Raw genomic sequence first — 20,509 nt, forward strand, 5'->3', positions numbered from 1 at the left:
CGAAACCAAAGGTTTAGCGTTAACCTAGGGGCATTCTTTCGTCGGCGCAGGATCTCGGCTCGTGCGAGGGCCCTGGCCCGCCTGGCGTCCACCGAGGGTCAGCACCTCGACGCCACGTTCGGTCACGGCCACGGTATGCTCGAACTGGGCCGACAGCCGCCCGTCCCCGGTCACGACCGTCCAGCCGTCGGGCAGGGTCCGCACCCGCCGCGTGCCGAGGTTGACCATCGGCTCGATCGTGAAGGTCATCCCGGGCCGCAGCCGCTCCCCCGTGCCCGGTTTGCCGAAGTTGAGCACGTTGGGCGGCTCGTGCATCCGCCGCCCAATGCCGTGGCCGCAATACTCCCGCACGACGCTGCAACCCCGGCGCTTCGCGTGCCGCTCGATCGCGTGGCCGACGTCGCCCAGATGGGCACCCGGCCGCACCTGACGGATCCCCTGCCAGAGCGTCTCCTCGGCGATACGCACGATCCGGCGGGCGGCGGGGCCCGCGCTGCCGACGGTATAGGTCTTGCTTGCATCCGCGATGAAGCCGTCTTTTCGAGCGTGATATCAAGGTTCACGATGTCGCCGTCGCAGAGCACTCTGCGCGCGTCCGGGATGCCGTGGCAGACCTCCTCGTTGACGGACGCGTTAAGTACGAAGTCGAAGCCGTATTGCCCCTTGCTCGCCGGCCGCGCCTTGAGGTCTTCGATGATGTGGCGCTCGACCCGGTCATTGACCTCGAGCGTCGAGAGACCCCGCAGGTCCATCCCGTCGAGCCGCTCGAAGACCTGCGCCAGCAGCCCGCCCGAGCGACGCATCGCCGCCAGTTCAGCGGGCGTCTTGACCATCTCAGGAGACCGGCGCGACCGGGGGCACCTGTACCGCCTCGAGCTGCATCTTGACGATTTCGCTGAACGAGAGGGTCGGGTTGGCCTCGGCCAGCATCCCGATCTTCATCCAGAACTCCGCCTGCGCGTTGATCGAGCGGCACATGACGGAACTCGCCCGGCGCACGTCGGCATGCAGGTCGTCCGCGATCTTCACGATGCCCATCCCGTCCTCCCGTTGATATTCGAAACATATATGATTCGTATATCATGCCAGGTAAGGTCGAGCCACCGATCGACGCGGCAACCGCAACCTTTACCTCCGCCCGGACGGCGGGCATGGTTTCCCCGTCATACCTCCAGGAAAGCGACCCGATGGACCTGCGCCCCCTCGACGAGACCACCGCCGCCGCGCCGATGATCGAGCCGGAAGACATGGCTGCCCTGGCCGAAGGCGGGGTCACCACCGTGATCTGCAACCGACCCGACACCGAGGTACCGCCCACGCATCAGGCGGCGGCGATGCAGGCGGCGGCAGAGGCGGCGGGGCTCACATACGTCTACAATCCGGTCGCCGGCATGGCGCTGACCCTCGACGCGATCGAGGAACAGGCCGACGCCATCGACGGAGCCGAGGGCCGGGTCGTCGCCTATTGCGCCTCGGGCACGCGGTCGGCCATCCTCTGGGCACTGGCGCAGGCCGGACGGCAGAGCGCCGACGACATCCTCGCCGCAACCGCCGCGGCGGGCTATCCGCTCGACGCGCTGCGCCCGCAGATCGCCCAACTGGAGGACCGCCGATGATCCCCGATCCGACCGGCAAGCGCTGGCACGACATGGGCGGTGACCTCGCCGGACCGGTGCCGGGCGACGACCACGATTTCGCGCTCTGGGAAAAGCGGGTCGACGCGCTGGTCATCCTCTCGGGTCTCAAGGGCGTCTTTACCGTCGACGGACTGCGCCGGGTGCTGGAGGACATGGGCGAGGACGCCTTCGAGACCATGACCTACTACGAACGCTGGGTCGCCTCGCTCAACCAGAACATGCTCGAACAGGGCGTCTATACCGTGGCCGAACTCGGTGCGCGGATCGAGGCCGTGCAGGCACGCGGCACCACCTACGGCGAGGCGACCGATGCAGGTGCTTGAACCCGGTACCCCGGTGCGCGTGAAATGCATGAGGCCGCCGGGCCACGTGCGCACGCCCGCCTACCTGCGCGGCAAGTCGGGCGCGGTGGAACGCGTGCTGGGCCCCTTCAGCAACCCCGAGCAGCTGGCCTACGGCCACGCCGCCGACCCCCTGCCCCTCTACCGCGTGCGCTTCCGCCTGGGCGACGTCTGGCCCGATGCCGAGACGCCCGAGGATACGCTCGACGCCGAGATCTACGCCCATTGGCTGGAGCCGCTCTGATGCCCCACGATCACCACGACCACGACGGCCTGTCCCCCTCGGGCCACCCCTACCGCGCCGATCAGGACACGGGCCTCAGCTACTGGCAGGCGATGGAGATCGCCGTGCGGGAGCTGATGGTCGAGAAGGGCATCGTCACCGAAGCCGAGGTCGCCGCGCAGATCGACGCCATGGACGCGCGAAGCCCCGCGCAGGGTGCCGCGGTGGTCGCGCGTGCCTGGGTCGACCCCGCCTTCCGCGACCGGCTGCTCGCCGACGGCTCGGCGGCCAGCGCGGAGATGGGTTTCGACGTGGGTCCGATGCGGCTGATCGCGGTCGAGAACACCGAGGACGTTCACAACGTCGTCGTCTGCACGCTCTGTTCCTGCTACCCGCGCAACCTGCTCGGCCTGCCGCCCGATTGGTACAAGTCCCGCGCCTACCGCTCCCGCACGGTGCGCGAGCCGCGTAAAGTGCTGCGCGAGTTCGGCCTGGAATTGCCCGAGGCCACGACGGTCCGCGTCCACGACAGCACGGCGGACATGCGCTACATCGTCGTCCCCGCGCGGCCCGCGGGCACCGAGGGGATGGACGAGGCCGCGCTCGCCGCCCTCGTGACGCGCGACAGCATGATCGGCGTCGGCGTGGCGAAGGCTCCGTGATCTCCCACGCGACCCTCGGCGTGCGCGACCTTACCCGGGCGGCGCCCTTCTATCGCGCCGTCGCCGCCGCGCTCGAGCTCCACGAGCGCAAGCCGGAGCCCGATGGCGGACCGGAGATGCTCTGCTTCCTTGTCGCGGGCCGGCATGTTCCGCGCCTCTACATCTCGACGCCCTTCGACGAAGGGGCCGCCACCGCGGGCAATGGCACGATGGTGGCCCTCATCGCGCCCTCCCGCGCCGCGGTTGACGCGGCCCACGCCGCCGCCCTCGCCCACGGCGGAAGCTGCGAAGGCCCGCCCGGTCCGCGCCCGCACTACGAGCCCGACTACTACGGGGCCTATTTCCGCGATCCTGACGGCAACAAGCTTCACGCGGTCCACCGCGACGCGCTGCAGGCCTTCCGCTAGGCCAAAACTCTTCGACGAAGAGTTTCGACAGAGTTTTCGCCGAAAACTCTTGTCACCGGCCCCGGATGCGGGGATCGAGCGCGTCGCGCAGGCCGTCGCCGACGTAGTTGATCGACAGGACGACCAGCGAGATCGCCAGTCCGGGCCAGAAGGCGCGGCCCGGGTAGAGTTCGAGGAAGGGCACCCCGTCGTTCAGCAAACGGCCCCAGGTCGGGAAGTCGGGCGGGAAGCCGAGGCCGAGGAACGAGAGCGCGCTTTCGGTGATGATCGCCGTCGCGATGCCCAGCGTGGCCGAAACCATGATCGGCGACAGCACGTTCGGCAGGACATGCCGCGTCACGATGCGCCGCGCCGGCGTGCCGATGGAGCGCGCGGCAAGGACGAACTCCCGCTCCTTCAGGGCGAGCACATCTCCCCGCACGATCCGGGCGGTCTGCATCCAGGACGTGATCCCGATGGCCGAGACGATCAGGATGAAGATGCCGACCTCGATCCCGAAGGCGGCCGTCAGCGGCTCCCGGAAAAGGAGGACCATGACGAGCAGAAGCGGCAGGAGCGGCAGCGCGAGGAAGAGATCCGTCAGGCGCATCAGTGGCCCGTCGAGGCGCTTGAAGTAGCCGGCGAGCACGCCGATGAGCGTGCCGAGGAGGAGCGAGAGCGCCATCGCGGCGAGCCCCACGGCAAGGCTCACGCGCCCGCCCGCGATCATCCGCGCGAAGAGGTCGCGCCCGAGGCGGTCGGTGCCGAGCGGGTATTCGAGGCTCATCGGCTGGTTGCGCGCGCGCATGTTCGACTTGATGCCGTTCTCCATCTCCACGAAGAGCGGGCCGAGCACGACGAGCGCGAGGATGGCGAGGAAGATGCCCGCGCCGACCATCGCGCCCTTATGGGTGCGGAACTGGTCCCACACGTCCCACCACTGGCTGCGCGCGCGGGTCGCGAGCACCGGCTCGCCCCCCATGACGGCGGCGCTGCCGGCGACGGTTTCGATCTCGGCCCCGACGGGCGTGTCTGCATCGCGGGCGTCAGTCATAGCGGATCCTCGGGTCCAGGATGCCGTAGAGGACATCCGCAATCAGGTTGAAGAGCACGATGAGCACCGCGAAGATGAAGGTGAGCGTCTGGACCATGGGCAGGTCGTTTGCCTGGATCGCGGTGATCAGGAGTTGCCCGATCCCGTTCACCTTGAAGACCTGCTCGGTGATGATCGCCCCGCCGAAGATCGCCGGCACGCCGAGCGCGATGACGGTCACGACCGGGATCATCGAGTTGCGCAATACGTGGATCAGGACGACCGACTTCTCGCGCAGGCCCTTGGCGCGGGCGGTGCGCACATAGTCCTGGTTGAGATTGTCGAGCATCGAGGCGCGCATGAAGCGGCTCAGTTGCGAGGTGATCTGCAGCGCGAGCACCATGACCGGCAGGAACATCTGCCGCACCTGCACGAGGAAGCTGTCCCAATCGCTGACGACATGGCGCGTGTCGTAGATCGAGGGGAACCACTTCAGCTGGACCGCGAAGATGATGATGACGAGGACGCCCGAGAAGAAGGGCGGCACCGAGAAGCCGATCATCGTCACGAAGGTGCCCGCCTGGTCGAAGACCGAATACTGCTTGTAGGCGGAATAGATGCCGACGGGGATCGCGATGAGGATGGCGACGACATAGGAGGTGCCGACGACCCAGAGCGTCTGGGGGATGCGCTCGGCGATGGTGATGAAGACGGGCGCGCGGTTCTGCCAGGAAATGATGCGCAGCTTTCCTTCGGCGAAATTCGTGCCGAACATGTGGTCGAAGATGTTGAGCGGCTCGACCCAGAAGAACTGCACGAGCCACTTCCAGAAGCGCACCGGCACCGGCTCGCCGAGGCCGAGGGCCTGACGCATCTGCTCCTTCACCTCCGCCGGCACCGTGAGGGGCACATTGGCCATCGGGTCACCGGGGGCGAGTTCCAGCAGGAGGAAGATCGCCAGCGAGATGAAGAGAAGCGTCGGGATCGCGAAGAGCAATCGTCGGATGGTGAAGGTCAACATGGTCCGTCCTGCAAGCGGGGGCGGGAATGGTGGGCTTTCGCATGCCCTGCGGTGCGTCGAGCGCCACGGGCATAGGGCGGGCGAAAACCCACCGCGCGGGTCGCGGTGGGGCGCGGGGCGACCCGGAGGCCGCCCCGCGGATCACATCATTCGGCGATGCGGTACCAATCGGCGATGTTCCACAGCTCGCTGTCCCAGACATTGAGCTCCACGCCACCGAGCGTGTTGGCATGGGCCGACAGACGACCGCGATGGACGAGCGGGATCATACCGCCGCGCTGCACGATCATGTCGTTGAGCTGCTTTGCGATCTCGGCGCGGGCGTCCGTGCCGGAGGTCTTGGCCAATTCGGCCCAGAGCGCGTCGTATTCCTCGTCGCAGAAGCGCGAGATGTTCTCGCCCTGCCACTGCGTCTCGGGGCGCGGAGCCTTGTCGCAGAGGCCGTTGCCGAGATAGGCCTGCGGGTCGGTGCCGTTGAAGGTGTTGGCGTACATCTCCACGTCGGCATAGAACTTCTGGAAGGTGTCGGGCGAACCCGCGTCACCGCCGAAGAAGACCGAACCGGACACGTTGCGGAGCTCGACGGCGAAGCCGATCTCCTCCCACCATTCCTTGATGAGCTGCTGGAAGTCCTGACGCACGGCGTTGGTCGAGGTCTGGTAGAGCATCCGCAGCTCGACCCCGTCCTTCTCGCGCACGCCGTCGCCGTTCTCGTCGACCCAGCCGGCCTCTTCGAGCTTGGCCTTGGCACCCTCCAGGTCCTGCACGTCGCAGGTCATCGAGGTCGAGGAATAGACCTCGGGCGCGGGCACCCAGTTGCAGGTGACCTTGCCGGCCTGGCCGTAGCCGATCTCGACCAGAAGCGGGCGGTCGATCGCCATCGACATCGCCTCGTAGACAGCCGGGTCGCTCAGGAAGGGGTGCGGGCGCACGACCGACCGCTCGTCCGGGCCGAGCGCCGGGTCGGGGTTGGTGTTGTTGAGCATCAGACGCTCGACCAGCGGACCGAAGCCCGCGACCGGCGTGCCGAGGCCGCCGGCCTCCATCTGCGCGATCACCTCGGGGGCGAGCTGCAGGTTCCAGGCGTAGTCGAATTCGCCCGTCTGCATGACCGCGCGGCCCGCGGCCTCGGCGTCGCCGCCGCCCTTGAAGTTGACCGTGGCGAAGGCGGGCTTGCCCTCGAAGCGGAAGTTGGGGTTGGCCGAGAGCGAGATCACGTCGTTCGTTCTGAACTCGTCGACCACGAAGGGACCGGTGCCGATCGGGTTGAAGTTCTGTTCGGTGCAGGAGGACGCCGCCGCACCGACGCAGCTCTCGAACTGGGCCTTCTGGAGGATCGGGCTCTCGCCGCCGACGAAAGCGGTGTAGGGGTAGGGCTTCGGATCGGCGAAGGTGACCACGACGGTCAGATCGTCCGGTGTCTCGACGCTCTCGATGCCCTCGAATTTCGTCGCCTGCGCGCAGCCGCCCTCGGGGTGCGTGCAGTATTCATAGGTGAACTGGACGTCGGCGGAGGTGAAGGGCGTGCCGTCCGACCAGGTGATGCCCTCCGAGATCTTCCAGGTGATCTGGGTCAGATCCTCGCTCACGCCGCCGTTCTCGACCGTCGGGATCTCGTCGACGAGCCAGGGCTGGATGGTGCCGGTCTCGTCGAAACGCGCGAGAGGCTCAACGACCAGCGAACCGGCCTCGACGTCCTTCGTGCCCCCCGAGAGGAAGGGGTTCATCGTGGACGGAGCCTGCCAGTAGATGATGTTGACCTGGCCGTCACGCCCGCGCTCGCCTTCATGGCCGTCGGCATGGGCCAACGGGGCCAGGACGAAGCTCGCGGCTGCACTCAGCAGGGCTGCTTTCGTTGTCATGTTTTCACTCTCCTTGTTGTGGGCTCGATGCCTCGGGCGCGGGTTGCCCCGTCTGGTTATTCGGTGTCGTGCAGGTGGCAGGCGGCCCAGTGGCCCGGCTGCACCTCGCGGAATTCGGGGTCGATCTCGCGGCAGACGTCCATGACCTTCGGGCAGCGCGTGCAGAAGTTGCAGCCCTCGGGCGGATTGGCCGGGCTCGGCACGTCGCCCTGAAGGACGATGCGATCCTTTCTCTGCCCCGCCTTTGCCGGATCGGGCTCGGGCACCGCCGAGAGGAGCGCCTCGGTGTAGGGATGGAGCGGCGCATCGTAGAGCGCGTCGCGGGGCGCGAGCTCCACCACCTTGCCGAGGTACATCACGGCGACCCGGTCGGCGATGTGGCGCACCATGGAAAGGTCGTGGGAGATGAAGAGATAGGTCAGCCCCAGACTGTCCTGCAGCTCTTCCAGCAGGTTCACGACCTGCGCCTGGATCGAGACGTCGAGCGCGGCGATGGGTTCGTCGCAGACGATGAACTTCGGATTGAGCGCCAGCGCGCGGGCGATGCCGATCCGCTGGCGCTGGCCGCCCGAGAACTCGTGGGGATAGCGGTTGATGAAGGCGCGGTTGAGCCCGACCTTGTCCATCAGCTCCTCGACCCGCGCGGTGCGTTCGGCCCGGGACATGCCCGAGTGCTCCACCAGCGGCTCGCCGATGATGGCACCCACGGTCATGCGGGGGTTGAGACAGGCCTGCGGATCCTGGAAGACCATCTGCATCGTGGGCCGCATCCGACGCAGGCTCCGCTGATCCTCTCCGCCGATGGCGCGGCCGTCGACGACGATCTCACCGTCGGTGATGTCGTAGAGACGCAGCACCGCACGGCCGCAGGTCGACTTGCCGCAACCGGATTCGCCCACGAGGCCCAGCGTCTCGCCTTCCAGAATGTCGAAGGAAACGCCGTCGACCGCCTTCACCGCCCCCACCTGCTTGCGCAGGATCCCGGCGTAGATCGGAAAGTGCATCTTGAGGTCGCGGACCTCCACCAGCGGCGGGGTCATGCGGTCTCCTCCGCTGCGGTCTGCGCCAGGGGATGGAAGCAGGCGACGTCGTGGCCCGGCCCCACGTCCTCCCGTTTCGGGTTCTCGGCGTGGCAGCGTTCGAAGGCCAGCGGACAGCGCGAACGGAACGGGCAGGCTGTCGGGGCCGCGCCCAGGATCGGCGGCTGCCCCTCGATCACCTGCAGCTTCGCGGCCCGCTCGCCCGAGACCGACGGGATCGTCTTGAGAAGCGCGCGCGTATAGGGATGACGCGGGTCGTTGAAGAGCGGATGCACAGGGGCCTGCTCCACGACCTGGCCGCCGTACATCACGAGGACGCGGTCGGCGATGCCGGCGATCACGCCGAGATCGTGCGTGATCCAGATTATCGCCATGCCGAGCTCCCGCCGCAGGCGCTCCACGATCTCGAGGATCTGGGCCTGGATCGTGACGTCGAGCGCCGTCGTCGGCTCGTCCGCGATCAGCACCTTCGGATCGCAGGCGAGCGCGATGGCGATCATCACCCGCTGGCGCATGCCCCCGGAAAACTGGTGCGGGAAGTCGCCGAGCCGCCCCGCCGCACCGGGAATGCCGACGAGCTCCAGCAGCTCGACAGCCCGCGCCCGCGCCTGCTTCTTGCCCAGCCCCATGTGCCGGCGCAGCGGCTCCATGATCTGGTAGCCCACGGTAAACACCGGGTTGAGCGACGTCATCGGATCCTGGAAGATGAAGCCCACTTCGCCGCCGCGCACGTCGCGCAGCCTGGCCGGCGTGACCTTCAGCAGATCCTCCCCCTCGAGCAGCACCTCGCCCTGCCGCACCTCGGCCGGCGGGCTGGGCAGGAGGCCGATGAGAGACATCATCGTGACAGACTTGCCCGATCCGCTCTCGCCGACGACGCCCAGAAGCTCGCCCGGCTTCACCTCGAAGCTGACCGAGTTGACGGCGTGCACCTCGCCGCTGCGTGTTCCAAAGACTGTCTGGAGGTTCTTCACCTCCAACACGTTTCGGGTGTCGCCGTCCGGCATCCACCACTCCCCGTCTGTTGTCGTTCCCCGGGTCTGACGCCCGTCATTTCGCGCAACGGTAGCAGATGCCCCGACCCCCGCAAGGCATTTGCCCGTTTCGCGGGCATGTCGTCGCATTCGCCCGAATTTCGGGCATTCGACTTGACGGATGCGCAAGCGCGCCGCACCCATGGCGCAATTTCCGAACCGAGCGAAAGGTGCCCCATGGCCAAGCCAATGATGCCGAGTGCCCTCGAAATCATGGAAACGCTGGTCGGTTTCCCGACGGTGAGTCGCGACTCGAACCTCGCCCTCGTCGACTGGGTCGAGGCGTATCTCGCCTCCCATGGTGTCTCCGCGCGGCGGGTGTACGACGCGACCGGCAAGAAGGCGGCGCTTTATGCCAACGTCGGGCCGGAGGTCGAGGGCGGCGTCGTCCTGTCGGGGCATACCGACGTCGTGCCCGTCGACGGCCAGGACTGGACGGTCGAGCCCTTCGCCGTGACCGAGAAGGACGGACGGTACTACGGGCGCGGCACCTGCGACATGAAGGGGTTCGACGCGCTGGCCCTCGCCATGGTGCCCTATGCGCTTGAACGCGGGGTGTCCCGCCCGCTCCAGATCGCGCTCTCCTACGACGAGGAGGTCGGTTGCATCGGCGCGCCGCCGATGATCGACGACATGGTCACCCACCTGCCCCGCGCCGCCGCCGCCATCATCGGCGAGCCGTCGATGCTGCGCCCGGTGACCGGACACAACGCCTCGACGATCATCGACGTAACCGTCCATGGCTTCGAGGTCCATTCCTCCAAGCTGCCCCAGGGGGTGAGCGCCATCCACGAGGCGGGCCGCATCCTCAACTGGGTGAACGACTGGAACGCTAAACTCATGGCCGAGACGCCGGACCCGATTTCCGCCGCCTTCGACCCGCCGCATACGACCGCGCATGTCGGCATGATCCAGGGCGGGACCGCGCACAACATCACGGCAAAGGATTGCACCTTCAAACTGGGCTTCCGCTGTCCGGCCGGCGACGACGTGGCGCGCCACGAGACGGCGCTCTTTGCCTTCCTGAAGGAACTCGACGCGGACCTGAGGGGCAAGCATCCTGAGGCGGGCGTGACCTGGGAGCAGAACCTCGGCGTCCCCGCGCTCCGGCCCGAGACCGACGGCGTGGCCGAGACCCTCATCCGGCAGCTCACCGGCGACAACGCGCCCCATGTCGTCACCTATGGCACCGAGGCCGGCCAGTTTCAGGAGCGGGGCTACTCGGCCGTGGTCTGCGGGCCGGGAGACATCGCCCAGGCGCACCAGCCCGACGAGTGGATCGCCAAGGACCAATTCCACGCGGGAGAGGCCCTGCTGCGCCGGGTGGTCGACACGCTGGTCTGAGAGCCGCCGCCCCTACCCCTACCGGTCGGGCCGCGTGATGAGGCGCGCGGCATTCTTGCGGATCGCGTAGGACCAGAGCCAGCTCAGCGCGACGGAGATGCGGCTGCGGTTGCCGATCAGGAAGAAGATGTGGGCGATGCCCCAGACCCACCAGGCGAGCGCCCCCCTGAGATGCAGCCGGCCGAAATCCGCGATCGCGGCGCTGCGACCGAGGGTGGCGAGGCTGCCGGCGTGGGCGTACCGGAAGGGATCGGGCGCGTCATTGCCCCGCAGCCGCGCCTGCAGGATCTTCGCCACATGGGCACCCATCTGCTTGGCCGCCGGCGCGATCCCCGGCACGGGCGTGCCCGCGGCGTCCGAGACGGCCGCGGTATCGCCGATGACGAAGACCTCCGGATGCCCCGGCACGCTCAGATCCGGCGCGACGTGGACCCGGCCCGCGCGATCGACCTCCGCCCCGAGCCACCCCCCCGCCCGCGAGGCCTGCACCCCCGCGGCCCAGAGCACGGTGTCGCAGGCGATGCGCTCGGCCCCGATCGTGATACCGGTTTCGTCGATCGCCGTCACCGCCATCCCCGTCCGCAGCTCGACGCCCTGCGCGGCCAATGCCCCGGCCGCGTAGTCCGACAGCGTGTCGGGAAAGGCCGAGAGGACGCGGTCGCCCGCCTCGATCAGCATCACGCGGGCGTCGCGCGTGTCGATCCGGCGGAAATCGCGCGGCAGGATCCGGTGTGCGAGTTCGGCGATGATCCCGACGAGTTCCGCGCCCGTGGGCCCCGCACCGATCACCGCGAAGGTCAGCGCGGCGCGCCGCGCCTCCCCCTCGGGCAGACGCTCGGCCCGCTCGAAGGCGGTCAGGATCATGCGCCGGATGCGCGTCGCGTCCTCCAGCGTCTTCAGCCCCGGCGCATGATCGGCCCAGGTATCGTTTCCGAAGTAGGAATGACGCGCGCCCGTCGCGAGGACGAGGCTGTCGTAGCCGAGGCGCGCGCCGTCCGTCAGAACGATCTCCCGCACGGTGACATCGACGTCCGAGACCTCGGCCATCAGCGTCGTGACGTCCTCGCGCCCGCGCAGCATCTGACGCAGGGGCCAGGCGATCTCCGCCGGCGAGAGGATCGTCGTCGCGGCCTGATAGAGCAGCGGCTGGAACAGGTGATGGTTGCGCCGGTCGATCAGCGTGATGTCGAGCCCCGCGCCACGCAGCGACTTCACGCATTGCAGCCCGCCGAACCCCCCGCCCACGACGACGAGGCGATGTCTGTCCCGGATCTCGGTTTCGGCCATCGTATCGCTCCGTTCCGGATACCGTCCGGGGCCGAGACATACGCCTCCTGCCCCGGCCGCAAGCGCGTGCCCGCGCCGCGGGAACCACGCCTCGCCCCCCGCCGTTGTCCTGCAACCGCAGGAGACGCCATGAACCCCGAAGACGGCGCGGTCGAGGCCGACCCCGAACTCATCCTCGACAAGGTCGACAGCTGGGTCGACGGCTTTTTCCGGCTGATCCCCAACATCGCCGTGGCGATCGTCGTGCTCCTTCTCTTCGTGGGCCTCGGGCTTCTCTGCGCCTGGGCGGTCCGGCGGATGACCCGGTCACGCGGACGCGCGGACCTCGGCGCGGTGATCGGCAGCGTGTTCAAGTGGATCGTCTGGATCGCGGGCGGGCTCTTCGCCCTGACCATCGTCATGCCCTCGATCCGGCCGGGCGATCTGATCGCCGGGCTCGGCATCGGCTCGGTCGCCATAGGGTTCGCCTTCAAGGACATCCTGCAAAACCTGCTGGCGGGCATCCTGATCCTGATCCGGCAGCCCTTCGAGGTCGGCGACCAGATCGTCGCGGGCGACTACGAGGGCACGGTCGAGCACATCGAGACCCGGGCCACCCTCATCCGCACCTACGACGGCAAGCGCGTCGTCATCCCGAACTCCGACGTCTACACCAACGCGATTACGGTCAACACGGCCTTCGAGAAGCGGCGCTCGGAGTACGGCTTCGGCATCACCTACGGCAGCGACACGGCCCGTGCCATCGCCGTCGCCATCGAGGCCGCGGAAAGCGTGGAGGGGGTTCTGTCCGATCCCGCGCCACAGGCCTTCTCGACCGATCTGGGGGATTTCGCCAAGGTCGTGAAGCTCTGGTGGTGGACGCGCCCCGAACAATTGGACGTGGTCCGGACCGGATCGGAGGTGATGCTCGCCGTCGAAGACGCCTTTGCCCGGAACGGCATCGACATCCCCTTCCCGACCCAGACGGTCCTCTTTCACGACGAAACGAAGGAGACGGGCTGACAAACGCAGATCCGCGTCAGTCGGCCACCGGCCGGAGGGGCTCCAGCACCTCCACGTCGATCGTGCGGATGCGGGCGAAACGCTCGCTCACATCGTTCTCCACCGTCCAGTCGTGGCGCGTCTTCGCGACCATCCGCGTCCCGTCGGGCAGGAGGCCGTTCCAGTCGAAATCCATGCCGACGCGGTAGACACCCTCGCCGGCCTCCTCGACCGAGAAATTGCCGATCTCGTGTGTACTGGCCGCGACCTGCGATCCGGGACCGGCGAGCCAGTCGGCGAAGCCCTCGAAATCGGTGATCGCCCCGCTCGAGAAGTCGAGACGCACGTCCTCGGCCAGGATCTCGCGCACCGGATCGGGGTCACGCGCCGGATCCTCGATCAGCGCGAGCCAGTAGTGCACGAGACTGCGCATCCGGTTCTCGGCATAGGCGTCCTCGAAGGTGCCGCCCTCCTCGGGTTCGCCCGCCTGCTCGATGCGCACCTCCGACAGAAGCGGCAGCACGCTCTGGCCCGGCACGAGCGATACGTCGTAGCTCAGCTCGGCCTGCCTTACCGTGCCGTCGGGCAGCATCCCCTCGTTCTGGTAAAGGATCTCGGCCGCGAGGGTCATCGTCCCGTCGGCATGATGCGTGATCTCGGTCGAGCGGACGTGATGGGCATTGCGCCATGTCTCGGGCAGCTGCTTGACTCGCGCGGCATATTCGTCGCGCCCCGTCGCGTTGCCGAGGCCAGAGGTCACGACGACGTCGCCGGTCAGGATGTCGAGCGCGTTCGCGAGACGACCCTCGGGCCGCTCGTAGACCTGATACCAACGGTGGTACTGCGCCAGCGCGGCGTGTTCCTCGAACCCCTGCCGGATCTCCGCGTCGGTCATCCGCGCGTCTGCCTGCGTGGCGGCGAAGGCGATGAGCGCGACGGACAGACAGATGGGGTTTGTGCGCATGGGCCATCTCCGAGAGACATAAATGAGCATTTACTCATTTATGTCCCGGGCCGCCACCGCGCGCCAGCACAATTCGAAGGTTGCATCGACACGCGCGGGATCCAGCGCGGTCCCGCCCCTGGCGAGCGAACGACCAAGCTGAAGCGCGGGGGCGCTCAGCACCGTGACGATCGCGCGCGGATCAGTCGGCCGCAGCGTGCCATCGGCCACCGCAGCCTCGATCAGGGCGGTGCCCTCACGCCGCATCCCGTCGAGCCGCGCAAGCTCCGACGGCGTCAGGAGCGCGGCTCCCATGATCGTCTCCGTGTAGAGAAACGCCTCCGGCTCGTCGCGCGCGAAGGCCATCAGGGTGAACCACATCGCCCGGATCCGCGCCGGCGAGTCGGTGGCCTCCTGGGCGGCTGCCATCACCCGGTCATGCAACTCCGTCTTGATTTCGAGGTGCACCGCCCGCAGCAGGTCGGCCTTCGTCGCATGGTAGCGATAGAGCGTGCCGACGGCGAGACCCGCGCGCGTCGCGATCGCATTCACCGAAGCGGCCGCGGAGCCGCGCGCCACGACCTCCGCGACCGTCGCCCGGCGGATCGCACCAGGCTTGTCCCCGCTTCTGCGTCTTGCCATGGCGGCGGACCTGGCGAGCCGCGCGGGAATGCGCGACCGCCTTCGCACGGGCGCAGGTTGCAACTCCAGCTCGGGCGCGACAGGCTTCGCTCAACCGAAAGGAGACCTCCCATGCCCGTCAAGAACCGCTTCGCCGAACTGCTGCCCGAAATCACGGAATGGCGCCGTGACCTCCATGAAAACCCCGAAATCCTCTTCGAGACGCATCGCACGAGCGCGGTCGTGGCCGAGAAACTGCGCGGCTTCGGCTGCGACGAGGTGGTCGAGGGCATCGGGCGCACCGGCGTCGTCGGCGTCATCAAGGGACGCGCGACCGGCTCCGGCAAGGTGATCGGCCTGCGCGCCGACATGGACGCCCTTCCGATCCACGAGCAGACGGGCGTGCCACATGCCTCCAAGACCGACGGCGCGATGCATGCCTGCGGCCACGACGGACATACGGCGATGCTGCTCGGCGCGGCGAAATACCTCTCGGAGACGCGCAATTTCGACGGCACGGTCATCCTCATCTTCCAGCCCGCCGAGGAAGGCGGCGGTGGCGGAAAGGAGATGTGCGACGACGGGATGATGGACCGTTGGAACATCGAGGAGGTCTACGGGATGCACAACTGGCCCGGCAAACCCGTCGGCAGCTTCGCGATCCGGCCCGGGGCCTTCTTTGCCGCGACCGATCAGTTCGACATCACCTTCGAGGGCAAGGGCGGCCACGCCGCGAAGCCACACGAGGTCATCGACACCGGGGTCATGACGGCCCACGCGATCACCGCGCTCCAGACGATCGTGTCGCGCAATGCCGACCCAATCCAGAATATCGTCGTCTCGGTCACGTCGATGGAAAGCTCGTCAAAGGCGTTCAACGTCATTCCCCAGCGGGTGCAGGTGAAGGGCACGGTGCGCACGATGACCGACGCGACGCGCGACCTGGCCGAAACGCGCATCCGCGAGATCGTCGCCGGCATCTGCACGACCTTCGGCGGCACCGCCGACATCACCTATCACCGCAGCTATCCCGTCATGCGCAACCACGCCGAGCAGACCGACTTCGCCGCCGAGGTCGCCCGCGCCGTCTCGGGCGAGTGCGAGGAGGCCCCGCTCGTCATGGGCGGCGAGGATTTCGCCTTCATGCTCGAGGAACGGCCGGGGGCCTACATCCTCGTCGGCAACGGCGAGAGCGCCCCGGTCCACCACCCCGAGTACGACTTCACCGACGAGACCATCCCGGCCGGCTGTTCGTGGTGGGCGGAAGTGGTGGAGCGGCGGATGCCGGCGGCCTGACGCCGCGGGCCACGAGGGCAGCCTTCGGGATATTCGGTTTGAATGCCGCGCATTGGCCGTTCAGAATGGAAAGACCGACCACCTGCAAGGAGCTCCCCATGATCCGCACCCTTCTGGCCGCCGGCCTTCTCGCGCTGACCGCCGCGCCGGCCGCCGCCAACCCCGTGAACGCGAAGGTCCAGGTCACCGATGACTTCGCCATCGGGTCGTCCGGCTGGACGGGGGCCGCCATCGCCGGTCGCCTCTTCATCGCCTGGCGTCCGATCGTCGTCGAGGGTCGGCCGATGGTTTGCGGGGCCTATGCCTTCGACAACATCCGTCTGCGACCGGCGATCGACAACATGCTGCGCGAGGGCGCGGTGACGGCCGAAGATCGGGACCTCTTGAGGAACCTCAAGTTCTTCAATCGGGTCCGCGCGCGGTCGGAGGACGCCATGGTCGGAACGATGGCCAATTGCACGGCTTTGCCCGCCGGTGTCGGGGCGCAGCGGATGAGGCTGTCGCTCGGGAACGGAGACTTCCGGCTCTGACGGCCACGCCCGCGCAACGGCCTGCGCGCGGCTCTCATGCCTCGCGCAGCGCCCGCCGCAGGATCTTGCCGGTCGCCGTCATCGGCAGGCCCTCGACGAAGCGCACGGACCTCGGGGCCATATGGGGCGAGAGGCGGGCGCGGACCCAGCCGATCAACTCCGCCTCGAGCGTCTCCGTCCGATCGGGCGCGACGACGAAGGCCGTGACCACCTCGCCCCGCGCCACATCCGGCAGGCCGACGACCGCGCACATCACGACCGCCGGATGCGCCGTCAGGCAGGTCTCGATCTCGGTCGGGCCGATGCGGTAGCCGGCGGATGTGATCACATCGTCGTCGCGCGAGACGTATGTGATCACACCATCGCCCTCGACCCGCCCCAGATCGCCGGTGCGCAGCCAGCCGTTCCGCCATTTCGCTTCCGTCTCGTCCGGCTTGTCCCAGTAGCGCAGGAAGGTCGCGGGCGAGCCGCGCGTGCAGATCTCGCCGGTCCCGCCGACCGCGACCGGTCGTCCCTCGCCATCCTGCACCTCGACTTCTATGCCCGGCACCGGACGGCCGAGCGTGCCAGGCGTCACGTCCTGCGTCCCTGCGCAAGCGGCCATGACGAGGTTGCATTCGGTCTGGCCGTAGATCTCGTTGATCGGCACGCCAAGCGTCTCACGCCCCCAGGTCAGAAGGCCCGAACCGAGCGCCTCGCCGCCGGAAAGCACCGCGCGCAGGCGCAGGCCGGGCGGAGCCTCGCTCCGCCGCAGGAGCTTGAGCGCCGTCGGCGGCAGGAAGGCCGTCGTCACCCCCTCCCCGACCATGAGATGCCAGGCCGCCTCAGCCTCGAACTTCCCAAAGCGCTTCGCCACGAGCGGCACACCGAACCAGAGGCATGGCAGGGCAAGGTCCATCAGACCGCCGATCCAAGCCCAGTCGGCGGGCGTCCAGCCGACGTCGCCTGAAACCGGAAAGCCTTCGAGCGCGGTCTCGACGCAGGGCAAGTGCCCCAGCAGGAAGCGGTGCGCGTGCAGGACGCCCTTGGGCGTGCCCGTCGTCCCGGAGGTGTAGATCATCATCGCCGGGTCGTCGGCGGTCGTCTCCACCGCGACCGCCGGCGGCCCCGAGAGATCCCAGTCGTCGACGTCGAGACGGAGGTTCAGGGCCGGCAGGTCGAGCCCCCCGATCTTGGCCAGCCCCTCCGCGTCGGCGATCACGGCGACCGCCCCCGAATCCCGCAAGCGATAGTCGAGCGCCTCCGGCCCGAAGAGCGTGAAGAGCGGCAAGGAGACGGCACCGAGCTTCATCACCGCGAAATGCGCGACCATGACCTCCGCCCGCTGCGGCAGCAGGATCGCGACCCGATCGCCTCGCCCGACGCCGGCCCGGGCCAGCACCCCGGCGAGCCGGTCGGAGGCGTCCTTCAGCGCACCGTAGGTCCAGACGCGGCGCTCCGCCGAGAGATCGACGATGGCCACGCGCTCTGGCTCTTCCGCCGCCCGGCTGTCGCAGCAGCCCGCGGCGATGTTGAAGCGTGCCGGGATGTCCCAGCGGAAGGCCGCGCGCATCTCGGCCCAGGGGGCGAGCCGCGGGATGGTGCGGCGGTGCACCCTAACCCGCGCGGGCGAGCGTCACCGGATGCAGCCCGGCCAGCGGCAGGCCGAGCGCCTGCAGCGCCGAGAGCGAGATCTGCGGACCGCCCGCGCCCCCGAGCGGGCGCAGCGTCACCGCGATCGCATCGCCGCTGCCGGTGCGCACGGTGCCCGGCGTGTCCTCGGTGACGAGGGCCGATTTGACCCAGAGCCCCTGCTCCGCCGGGCTGCCGAGCGCGACGGTCACCGTCCCGAGCTCCCCACCCGCGGAATTGGTCTCGGCGGCCGCGCGCGCCGCCGCCTTTTCCTCGTCCGAGACGGTATCGAGCGATGCGGCCGAGCTCGACGGGCCGGCGAGCGGCGAGTTGACCGTCGCCCCTTGCGGGAGCGGAGCGGGCGCATCCGGCACCGCCTCGGGCACGGAACCGCCACCGCCGACGCGGTTCAGAAGCGGCAGGTCCGCGCAGCCGACGAGCACCGCAAGCGGCAGGAAAAGAGCGAAACGAGTCATGACGGCCCCCAAAGTGTCCTGCGGCCATACTAGCGCCGCTCACGCCGCTGTCAGCCCCGGGCCGTCCCCACTTGTGACCCGGCAGCCGCCCGCGTAGCTTCGGCATATGACCGCCCCCCTGATCGACCCCTATGCCCGCACCATCGACTACCTACGCGTCTCGGTAACGGACCGCTGCGACTTCCGCTGCACCTATTGCATGGCGGAACACATGACCTTCCTGCCCAAGCGCGACCTGCTCACGCTCGAGGAACTGGACCGTATGTGCTCGGCCTTCGTGCGGATGGGCGTGCGCAAGTTGCGGATCACGGGAGGAGAACCGCTGGTCCGCAAGGGGATCATGACGTTCTTCGAGGGCATGTCGCGCCATCTGGGCAACGGCCTGGACGAGTTGACGCTCACGACGAACGGGAGCCAGCTGGAGCGCTTCGCGGAGCCACTCTGGAACGCGGGCGTGCGACGGGTGAACGTCTCGCTCGACACGCTCGATGCGACGAAATTCAAGGAGATCACCCGCTGGGGAAGCCTCGACAAGGTGCTGCGCGGCATCGCGGCGGCCAAATCGGTCGGGATGCGCGTCAAGATCAACGCGGTGGCGCTCAAGAACTTCAACGACGTCGAACTCTTCGACCTGCTCGACTGGGCCGCGCGCGAGGATCTGGACCTGACCTTCATCGAGGTCATGCCGATGGGCGATATGGGCGACGTCCACCGCCTCGACCAATACTGGCCGTTGAAGGATCTGCGCGCGACGCTGGCCGAGCGGTTTACCCTGTCGGAGCTGAGTTACCGCACCGGCGGCCCCGCGCGCTATTTCGAGGTGGGCGAAACGGGTCAGCGCCTCGGCTTCATCACGCCGCTCACGCACAACTTCTGCGAAAGCTGCAACCGCGTGCGCGTCACCTGCACGGGCGAGCTCTACATGTGCCTTGGGCAGGAGGACCGCGCCGATCTGCGCGCGCCACTGCGCGCCTCCGAGGCCGATGCCGGGCTGGAGGCGGCCATCCGCGAAGCGATCTCGCGCAAGCCCAAAGGGCACGATTTCGACTATTCCCGTCAGGAGATCGCGGGTCAGGTTTCCCGTCATATGAGCCATACCGGGGGATGACGACCTGGGCCGCGCTCGACACCGCCGCCCGCTCCCGTGCCCTGATTCCGCTCGGCGGCTTCGACGCGAACGGCGGCACGACCGTTCTGCTCGGCCCGGATCCCGCGACCTTCTGGTCCGCGCTTCGATCCGCGCCCGAGTCTGGCGGGCCGCACCCGGTCGATGCGTGGTCACGGCGCGTCGTGGGCGAATTGGCGGCGGCGCTCGGGGCCGAGGCGCGCTTCCCCTTCACGCGACCGCTGCAACCCTTCGTCACCTGGGCGACGAAGACGGGACGCTGCCATATCTCGCCGGTCGGCCTCCTTGTGCATGACACGCAGGGGCTGATGGTCAGCTTTCGCGGCGCGCTCGTCTTCGGCCACGCACTGCCCCTGCCCCCGGCTCCGCCGAGCCCTTGCGACAGCTGCGCCGCGCCGTGCCTCACCGCCTGCCCGGTGGGCGCGCTCGGACCCGCCGGCTACGACCTCCACGCCTGTCACGGCTGGCTCGACGATCCGGCCAACGACTGCATGGCCCGCGGCTGCGCCGTGCGCCGGGTCTGCCCCGTCTCGCCCGCCCGACCGGATGCCCAGTCGGCGCATCATATGGCGCATTTCCATCGGAGAGAGCGATGAAACTGATCCTTCTGCGCCACGCCAAGTCCGACTGGGGCGACCCCATGCAGGAGGATCGTGACCGCCCCCTCAACAAGCGCGGTCGACGCGATGCGCCACGGATCGGTGCCTGGCTGCGCGCGCGGGGACATTTGCCGGACCGCATCCTCTGCTCCGGCGCGGCACGCACGCGCGAGACGCGGGATCGCCTCGGCATCGAGGCCGAGACGCTCTGTCTCGACGCGCTCTACCTCGCCGATCCGGAAACGATCCTGAAACTCGTGGACGAACATGCCGCGCCCGCGCTGATGGTTATCGCCCATAATCCCGGCATCGCCGACGTCGCGGACCGGCTGACCGACTGCGACCACCCGGACTTTCCGCGCTACCCCACGGGGGCCTGCACGGTAATCGAGACGGATGACGGCCGTTGTCTCGACTTCGCCATTCCACGCGAACTCGACATCGACTGACGCGACC

The 20,509-nt window shown here is 68.3% G+C and carries 23 protein-coding genes and 1 pseudogene; 12 read left to right on the forward strand and 12 right to left on the reverse strand.

The features are described from left to right. Positions 1-24 precede the first annotated feature (24 nt). Both map and HSX43_RS11665 read right to left on the reverse strand, forming a co-directional pair. Positions 25-833: pseudogene (gene map, locus HSX43_RS20020) on the reverse strand (type I methionyl aminopeptidase). A gap of 1 nt (position 834) precedes the next feature. After that, positions 835-1,038 (reverse strand): ParD-like family protein, encoded by a 204-nt coding sequence (locus HSX43_RS11665; RefSeq protein ID WP_179380319.1) that lies wholly within the window; start codon positions 1,036-1,038, stop codon positions 835-837. 149 nt (positions 1,039-1,187) lie between these two features. On the opposite strand from HSX43_RS11665, the gene HSX43_RS11670 reads away from it, so the two are divergent. From HSX43_RS11670 to HSX43_RS11690, 5 genes are read left to right on the forward strand one after another with little or no spacing between them, the layout of a single operon-like run. Then, entirely contained in the window at positions 1,188-1,616 is a 429-nt protein-coding gene (locus tag HSX43_RS11670) for a TIGR01244 family sulfur transferase (RefSeq protein ID WP_179380320.1), read from the forward strand. Next, positions 1,613-1,960, forward strand: coding sequence for an SH3-like domain-containing protein (locus HSX43_RS19820; protein WP_268884064.1), 348 nt, complete (start codon positions 1,613-1,615; stop codon positions 1,958-1,960). Before HSX43_RS11670 ends, HSX43_RS19820 begins: the two co-directional genes overlap by 4 nt. A gap of 28 nt (positions 1,961-1,988) precedes the next feature. After that, complete coding sequence (locus HSX43_RS19825) at positions 1,989-2,222, forward strand: SH3-like domain-containing protein (RefSeq protein ID WP_268884065.1); 234 nt, start codon at positions 1,989-1,991, stop codon at positions 2,220-2,222. Continuing rightward, positions 2,222-2,863 carry a nitrile hydratase subunit alpha gene (nthA, locus tag HSX43_RS11685; protein ID WP_179380322.1) on the forward strand — a complete coding sequence of 214 codons (642 nt, stop codon included), beginning with the start codon at positions 2,222-2,224 and terminating at the stop codon, positions 2,861-2,863. The genes HSX43_RS19825 and nthA overlap by 1 nt, the downstream gene beginning before the upstream one ends. Then, positions 2,860-3,270 (forward strand): VOC family protein, encoded by a 411-nt coding sequence (locus HSX43_RS11690; RefSeq protein WP_179380323.1) that lies wholly within the window; start codon positions 2,860-2,862, stop codon positions 3,268-3,270. Before nthA ends, HSX43_RS11690 begins: the two co-directional genes overlap by 4 nt. A 52-nt stretch (positions 3,271-3,322) precedes the next feature. On the opposite strand, the gene HSX43_RS11695 is transcribed toward HSX43_RS11690, so the two are convergent. The 5 genes from HSX43_RS11695 to HSX43_RS11715 all read right to left on the reverse strand — a co-directional run bounded on the left by HSX43_RS11695 (position 3,323) and on the right by HSX43_RS11715 (position 9,212). Beyond that, the gene (locus tag HSX43_RS11695) at positions 3,323-4,303 is read right to left on the reverse strand and encodes an ABC transporter permease (protein ID WP_179380324.1); all 981 of its coding nucleotides are present in this window, start codon (positions 4,301-4,303) and stop codon (positions 3,323-3,325) included. Beyond that, complete coding sequence (locus tag HSX43_RS11700; RefSeq protein ID WP_179380325.1) at positions 4,296-5,303, reverse strand: ABC transporter permease; 1,008 nt, start codon at positions 5,301-5,303, stop codon at positions 4,296-4,298. Before HSX43_RS11700 ends, HSX43_RS11695 begins: the two co-directional genes overlap by 8 nt. Positions 5,304-5,449: 146 nt before the next feature. Further along, positions 5,450-7,165 carry a peptide ABC transporter substrate-binding protein gene (locus tag HSX43_RS11705; RefSeq protein ID WP_179380326.1) on the reverse strand — a complete coding sequence of 572 codons (1,716 nt, stop codon included), beginning with the start codon at positions 7,163-7,165 and terminating at the stop codon, positions 5,450-5,452. Positions 7,166-7,221: 56 nt separating this feature from the next. After that, the gene (locus HSX43_RS11710) at positions 7,222-8,205 is read right to left on the reverse strand and encodes an ABC transporter ATP-binding protein (RefSeq protein ID WP_179380327.1); all 984 of its coding nucleotides are present in this window, start codon (positions 8,203-8,205) and stop codon (positions 7,222-7,224) included. Then, a complete protein-coding gene (locus HSX43_RS11715) occupies positions 8,202-9,212 on the reverse strand; it encodes an ABC transporter ATP-binding protein (RefSeq protein WP_179380328.1) in 1,011 nt (336 codons plus the stop codon). The genes HSX43_RS11710 and HSX43_RS11715 overlap by 4 nt, the downstream gene beginning before the upstream one ends. Before the next feature lie 204 nt (positions 9,213-9,416). Between HSX43_RS11715 and argE the strand changes: the two genes are divergently transcribed. Beyond that, on the forward strand, positions 9,417-10,583 hold the full coding sequence (argE, locus tag HSX43_RS11720) for an acetylornithine deacetylase (protein ID WP_179380329.1): 1,167 nt from the start codon (positions 9,417-9,419) through the stop codon (positions 10,581-10,583). An 18-nt stretch (positions 10,584-10,601) separates the two neighbouring features. On the opposite strand, the gene HSX43_RS11725 is transcribed toward argE, so the two are convergent. Further along, entirely contained in the window at positions 10,602-11,870 is a 1,269-nt protein-coding gene (locus tag HSX43_RS11725; RefSeq protein ID WP_208454584.1) for an NAD(P)/FAD-dependent oxidoreductase, read from the reverse strand. Between the two features lie 129 nt (positions 11,871-11,999). On the opposite strand from HSX43_RS11725, the gene HSX43_RS11730 reads away from it, so the two are divergent. Beyond that, positions 12,000-12,872 carry a mechanosensitive ion channel family protein gene (locus tag HSX43_RS11730; protein ID WP_179380330.1) on the forward strand — a complete coding sequence of 291 codons (873 nt, stop codon included), beginning with the start codon at positions 12,000-12,002 and terminating at the stop codon, positions 12,870-12,872. A gap of 16 nt (positions 12,873-12,888) precedes the next feature. On the opposite strand, the gene HSX43_RS11735 is transcribed toward HSX43_RS11730, so the two are convergent. Continuing rightward, positions 12,889-13,815 carry a hypothetical protein gene (locus tag HSX43_RS11735; protein WP_179380331.1) on the reverse strand — a complete coding sequence of 309 codons (927 nt, stop codon included), beginning with the start codon at positions 13,813-13,815 and terminating at the stop codon, positions 12,889-12,891. A gap of 30 nt (positions 13,816-13,845) precedes the next feature. Further along, positions 13,846-14,436, reverse strand: coding sequence for a TetR/AcrR family transcriptional regulator (locus HSX43_RS11740; protein ID WP_179380332.1), 591 nt, complete (start codon positions 14,434-14,436; stop codon positions 13,846-13,848). A gap of 111 nt (positions 14,437-14,547) precedes the next feature. On the opposite strand from HSX43_RS11740, the gene HSX43_RS11745 reads away from it, so the two are divergent. Together HSX43_RS11745 and HSX43_RS11750 are read left to right on the forward strand one after the other, a co-directional pair. Then, positions 14,548-15,711 (forward strand): M20 aminoacylase family protein, encoded by a 1,164-nt coding sequence (locus HSX43_RS11745; RefSeq protein WP_179380333.1) that lies wholly within the window; start codon positions 14,548-14,550, stop codon positions 15,709-15,711. Between the two features lie 98 nt (positions 15,712-15,809). Continuing rightward, complete coding sequence (locus HSX43_RS11750; RefSeq protein ID WP_179380334.1) at positions 15,810-16,241, forward strand: hypothetical protein; 432 nt, start codon at positions 15,810-15,812, stop codon at positions 16,239-16,241. Between the two features lie 34 nt (positions 16,242-16,275). Here HSX43_RS11750 and HSX43_RS11755 read toward each other — a convergent pair whose 3' ends face one another. Next, entirely contained in the window at positions 16,276-17,793 is a 1,518-nt protein-coding gene (locus HSX43_RS11755; RefSeq protein ID WP_179380478.1) for an AMP-binding protein, read from the reverse strand. Positions 17,794-17,836: 43 nt separating this feature from the next. Next, positions 17,837-18,328: a hypothetical protein gene (locus HSX43_RS11760; protein ID WP_179380335.1), complete on the reverse strand. Its 492-nt coding sequence runs from the start codon at positions 18,326-18,328 to the stop codon at positions 17,837-17,839. A 106-nt stretch (positions 18,329-18,434) separates the two neighbouring features. On the opposite strand from HSX43_RS11760, the gene moaA reads away from it, so the two are divergent. The 3 genes from moaA to HSX43_RS11775 are packed head-to-tail and all read left to right on the forward strand — an operon-like array spanning position 18,435 to position 20,502. After that, positions 18,435-19,436, forward strand: a complete 1,002-nt coding sequence (moaA, locus tag HSX43_RS11765) for a GTP 3',8-cyclase MoaA (RefSeq protein WP_179380336.1) — start codon at positions 18,435-18,437, stop codon at positions 19,434-19,436. Then, entirely contained in the window at positions 19,433-20,050 is a 618-nt protein-coding gene (locus HSX43_RS11770; protein WP_179380337.1) for a ferredoxin, read from the forward strand. Before moaA ends, HSX43_RS11770 begins: the two co-directional genes overlap by 4 nt. Continuing rightward, the gene (locus tag HSX43_RS11775; protein ID WP_179380338.1) at positions 20,047-20,502 is read left to right on the forward strand and encodes a SixA phosphatase family protein; all 456 of its coding nucleotides are present in this window, start codon (positions 20,047-20,049) and stop codon (positions 20,500-20,502) included. The genes HSX43_RS11770 and HSX43_RS11775 overlap by 4 nt, the downstream gene beginning before the upstream one ends. The last annotated feature ends 7 nt before the right edge of the window (positions 20,503-20,509 follow it).

It is taken from the genome of Jannaschia marina, assembly GCF_013404595.1.
Taxonomy (GTDB): domain Bacteria; phylum Pseudomonadota; class Alphaproteobacteria; order Rhodobacterales; family Rhodobacteraceae; genus Jannaschia; species Jannaschia marina.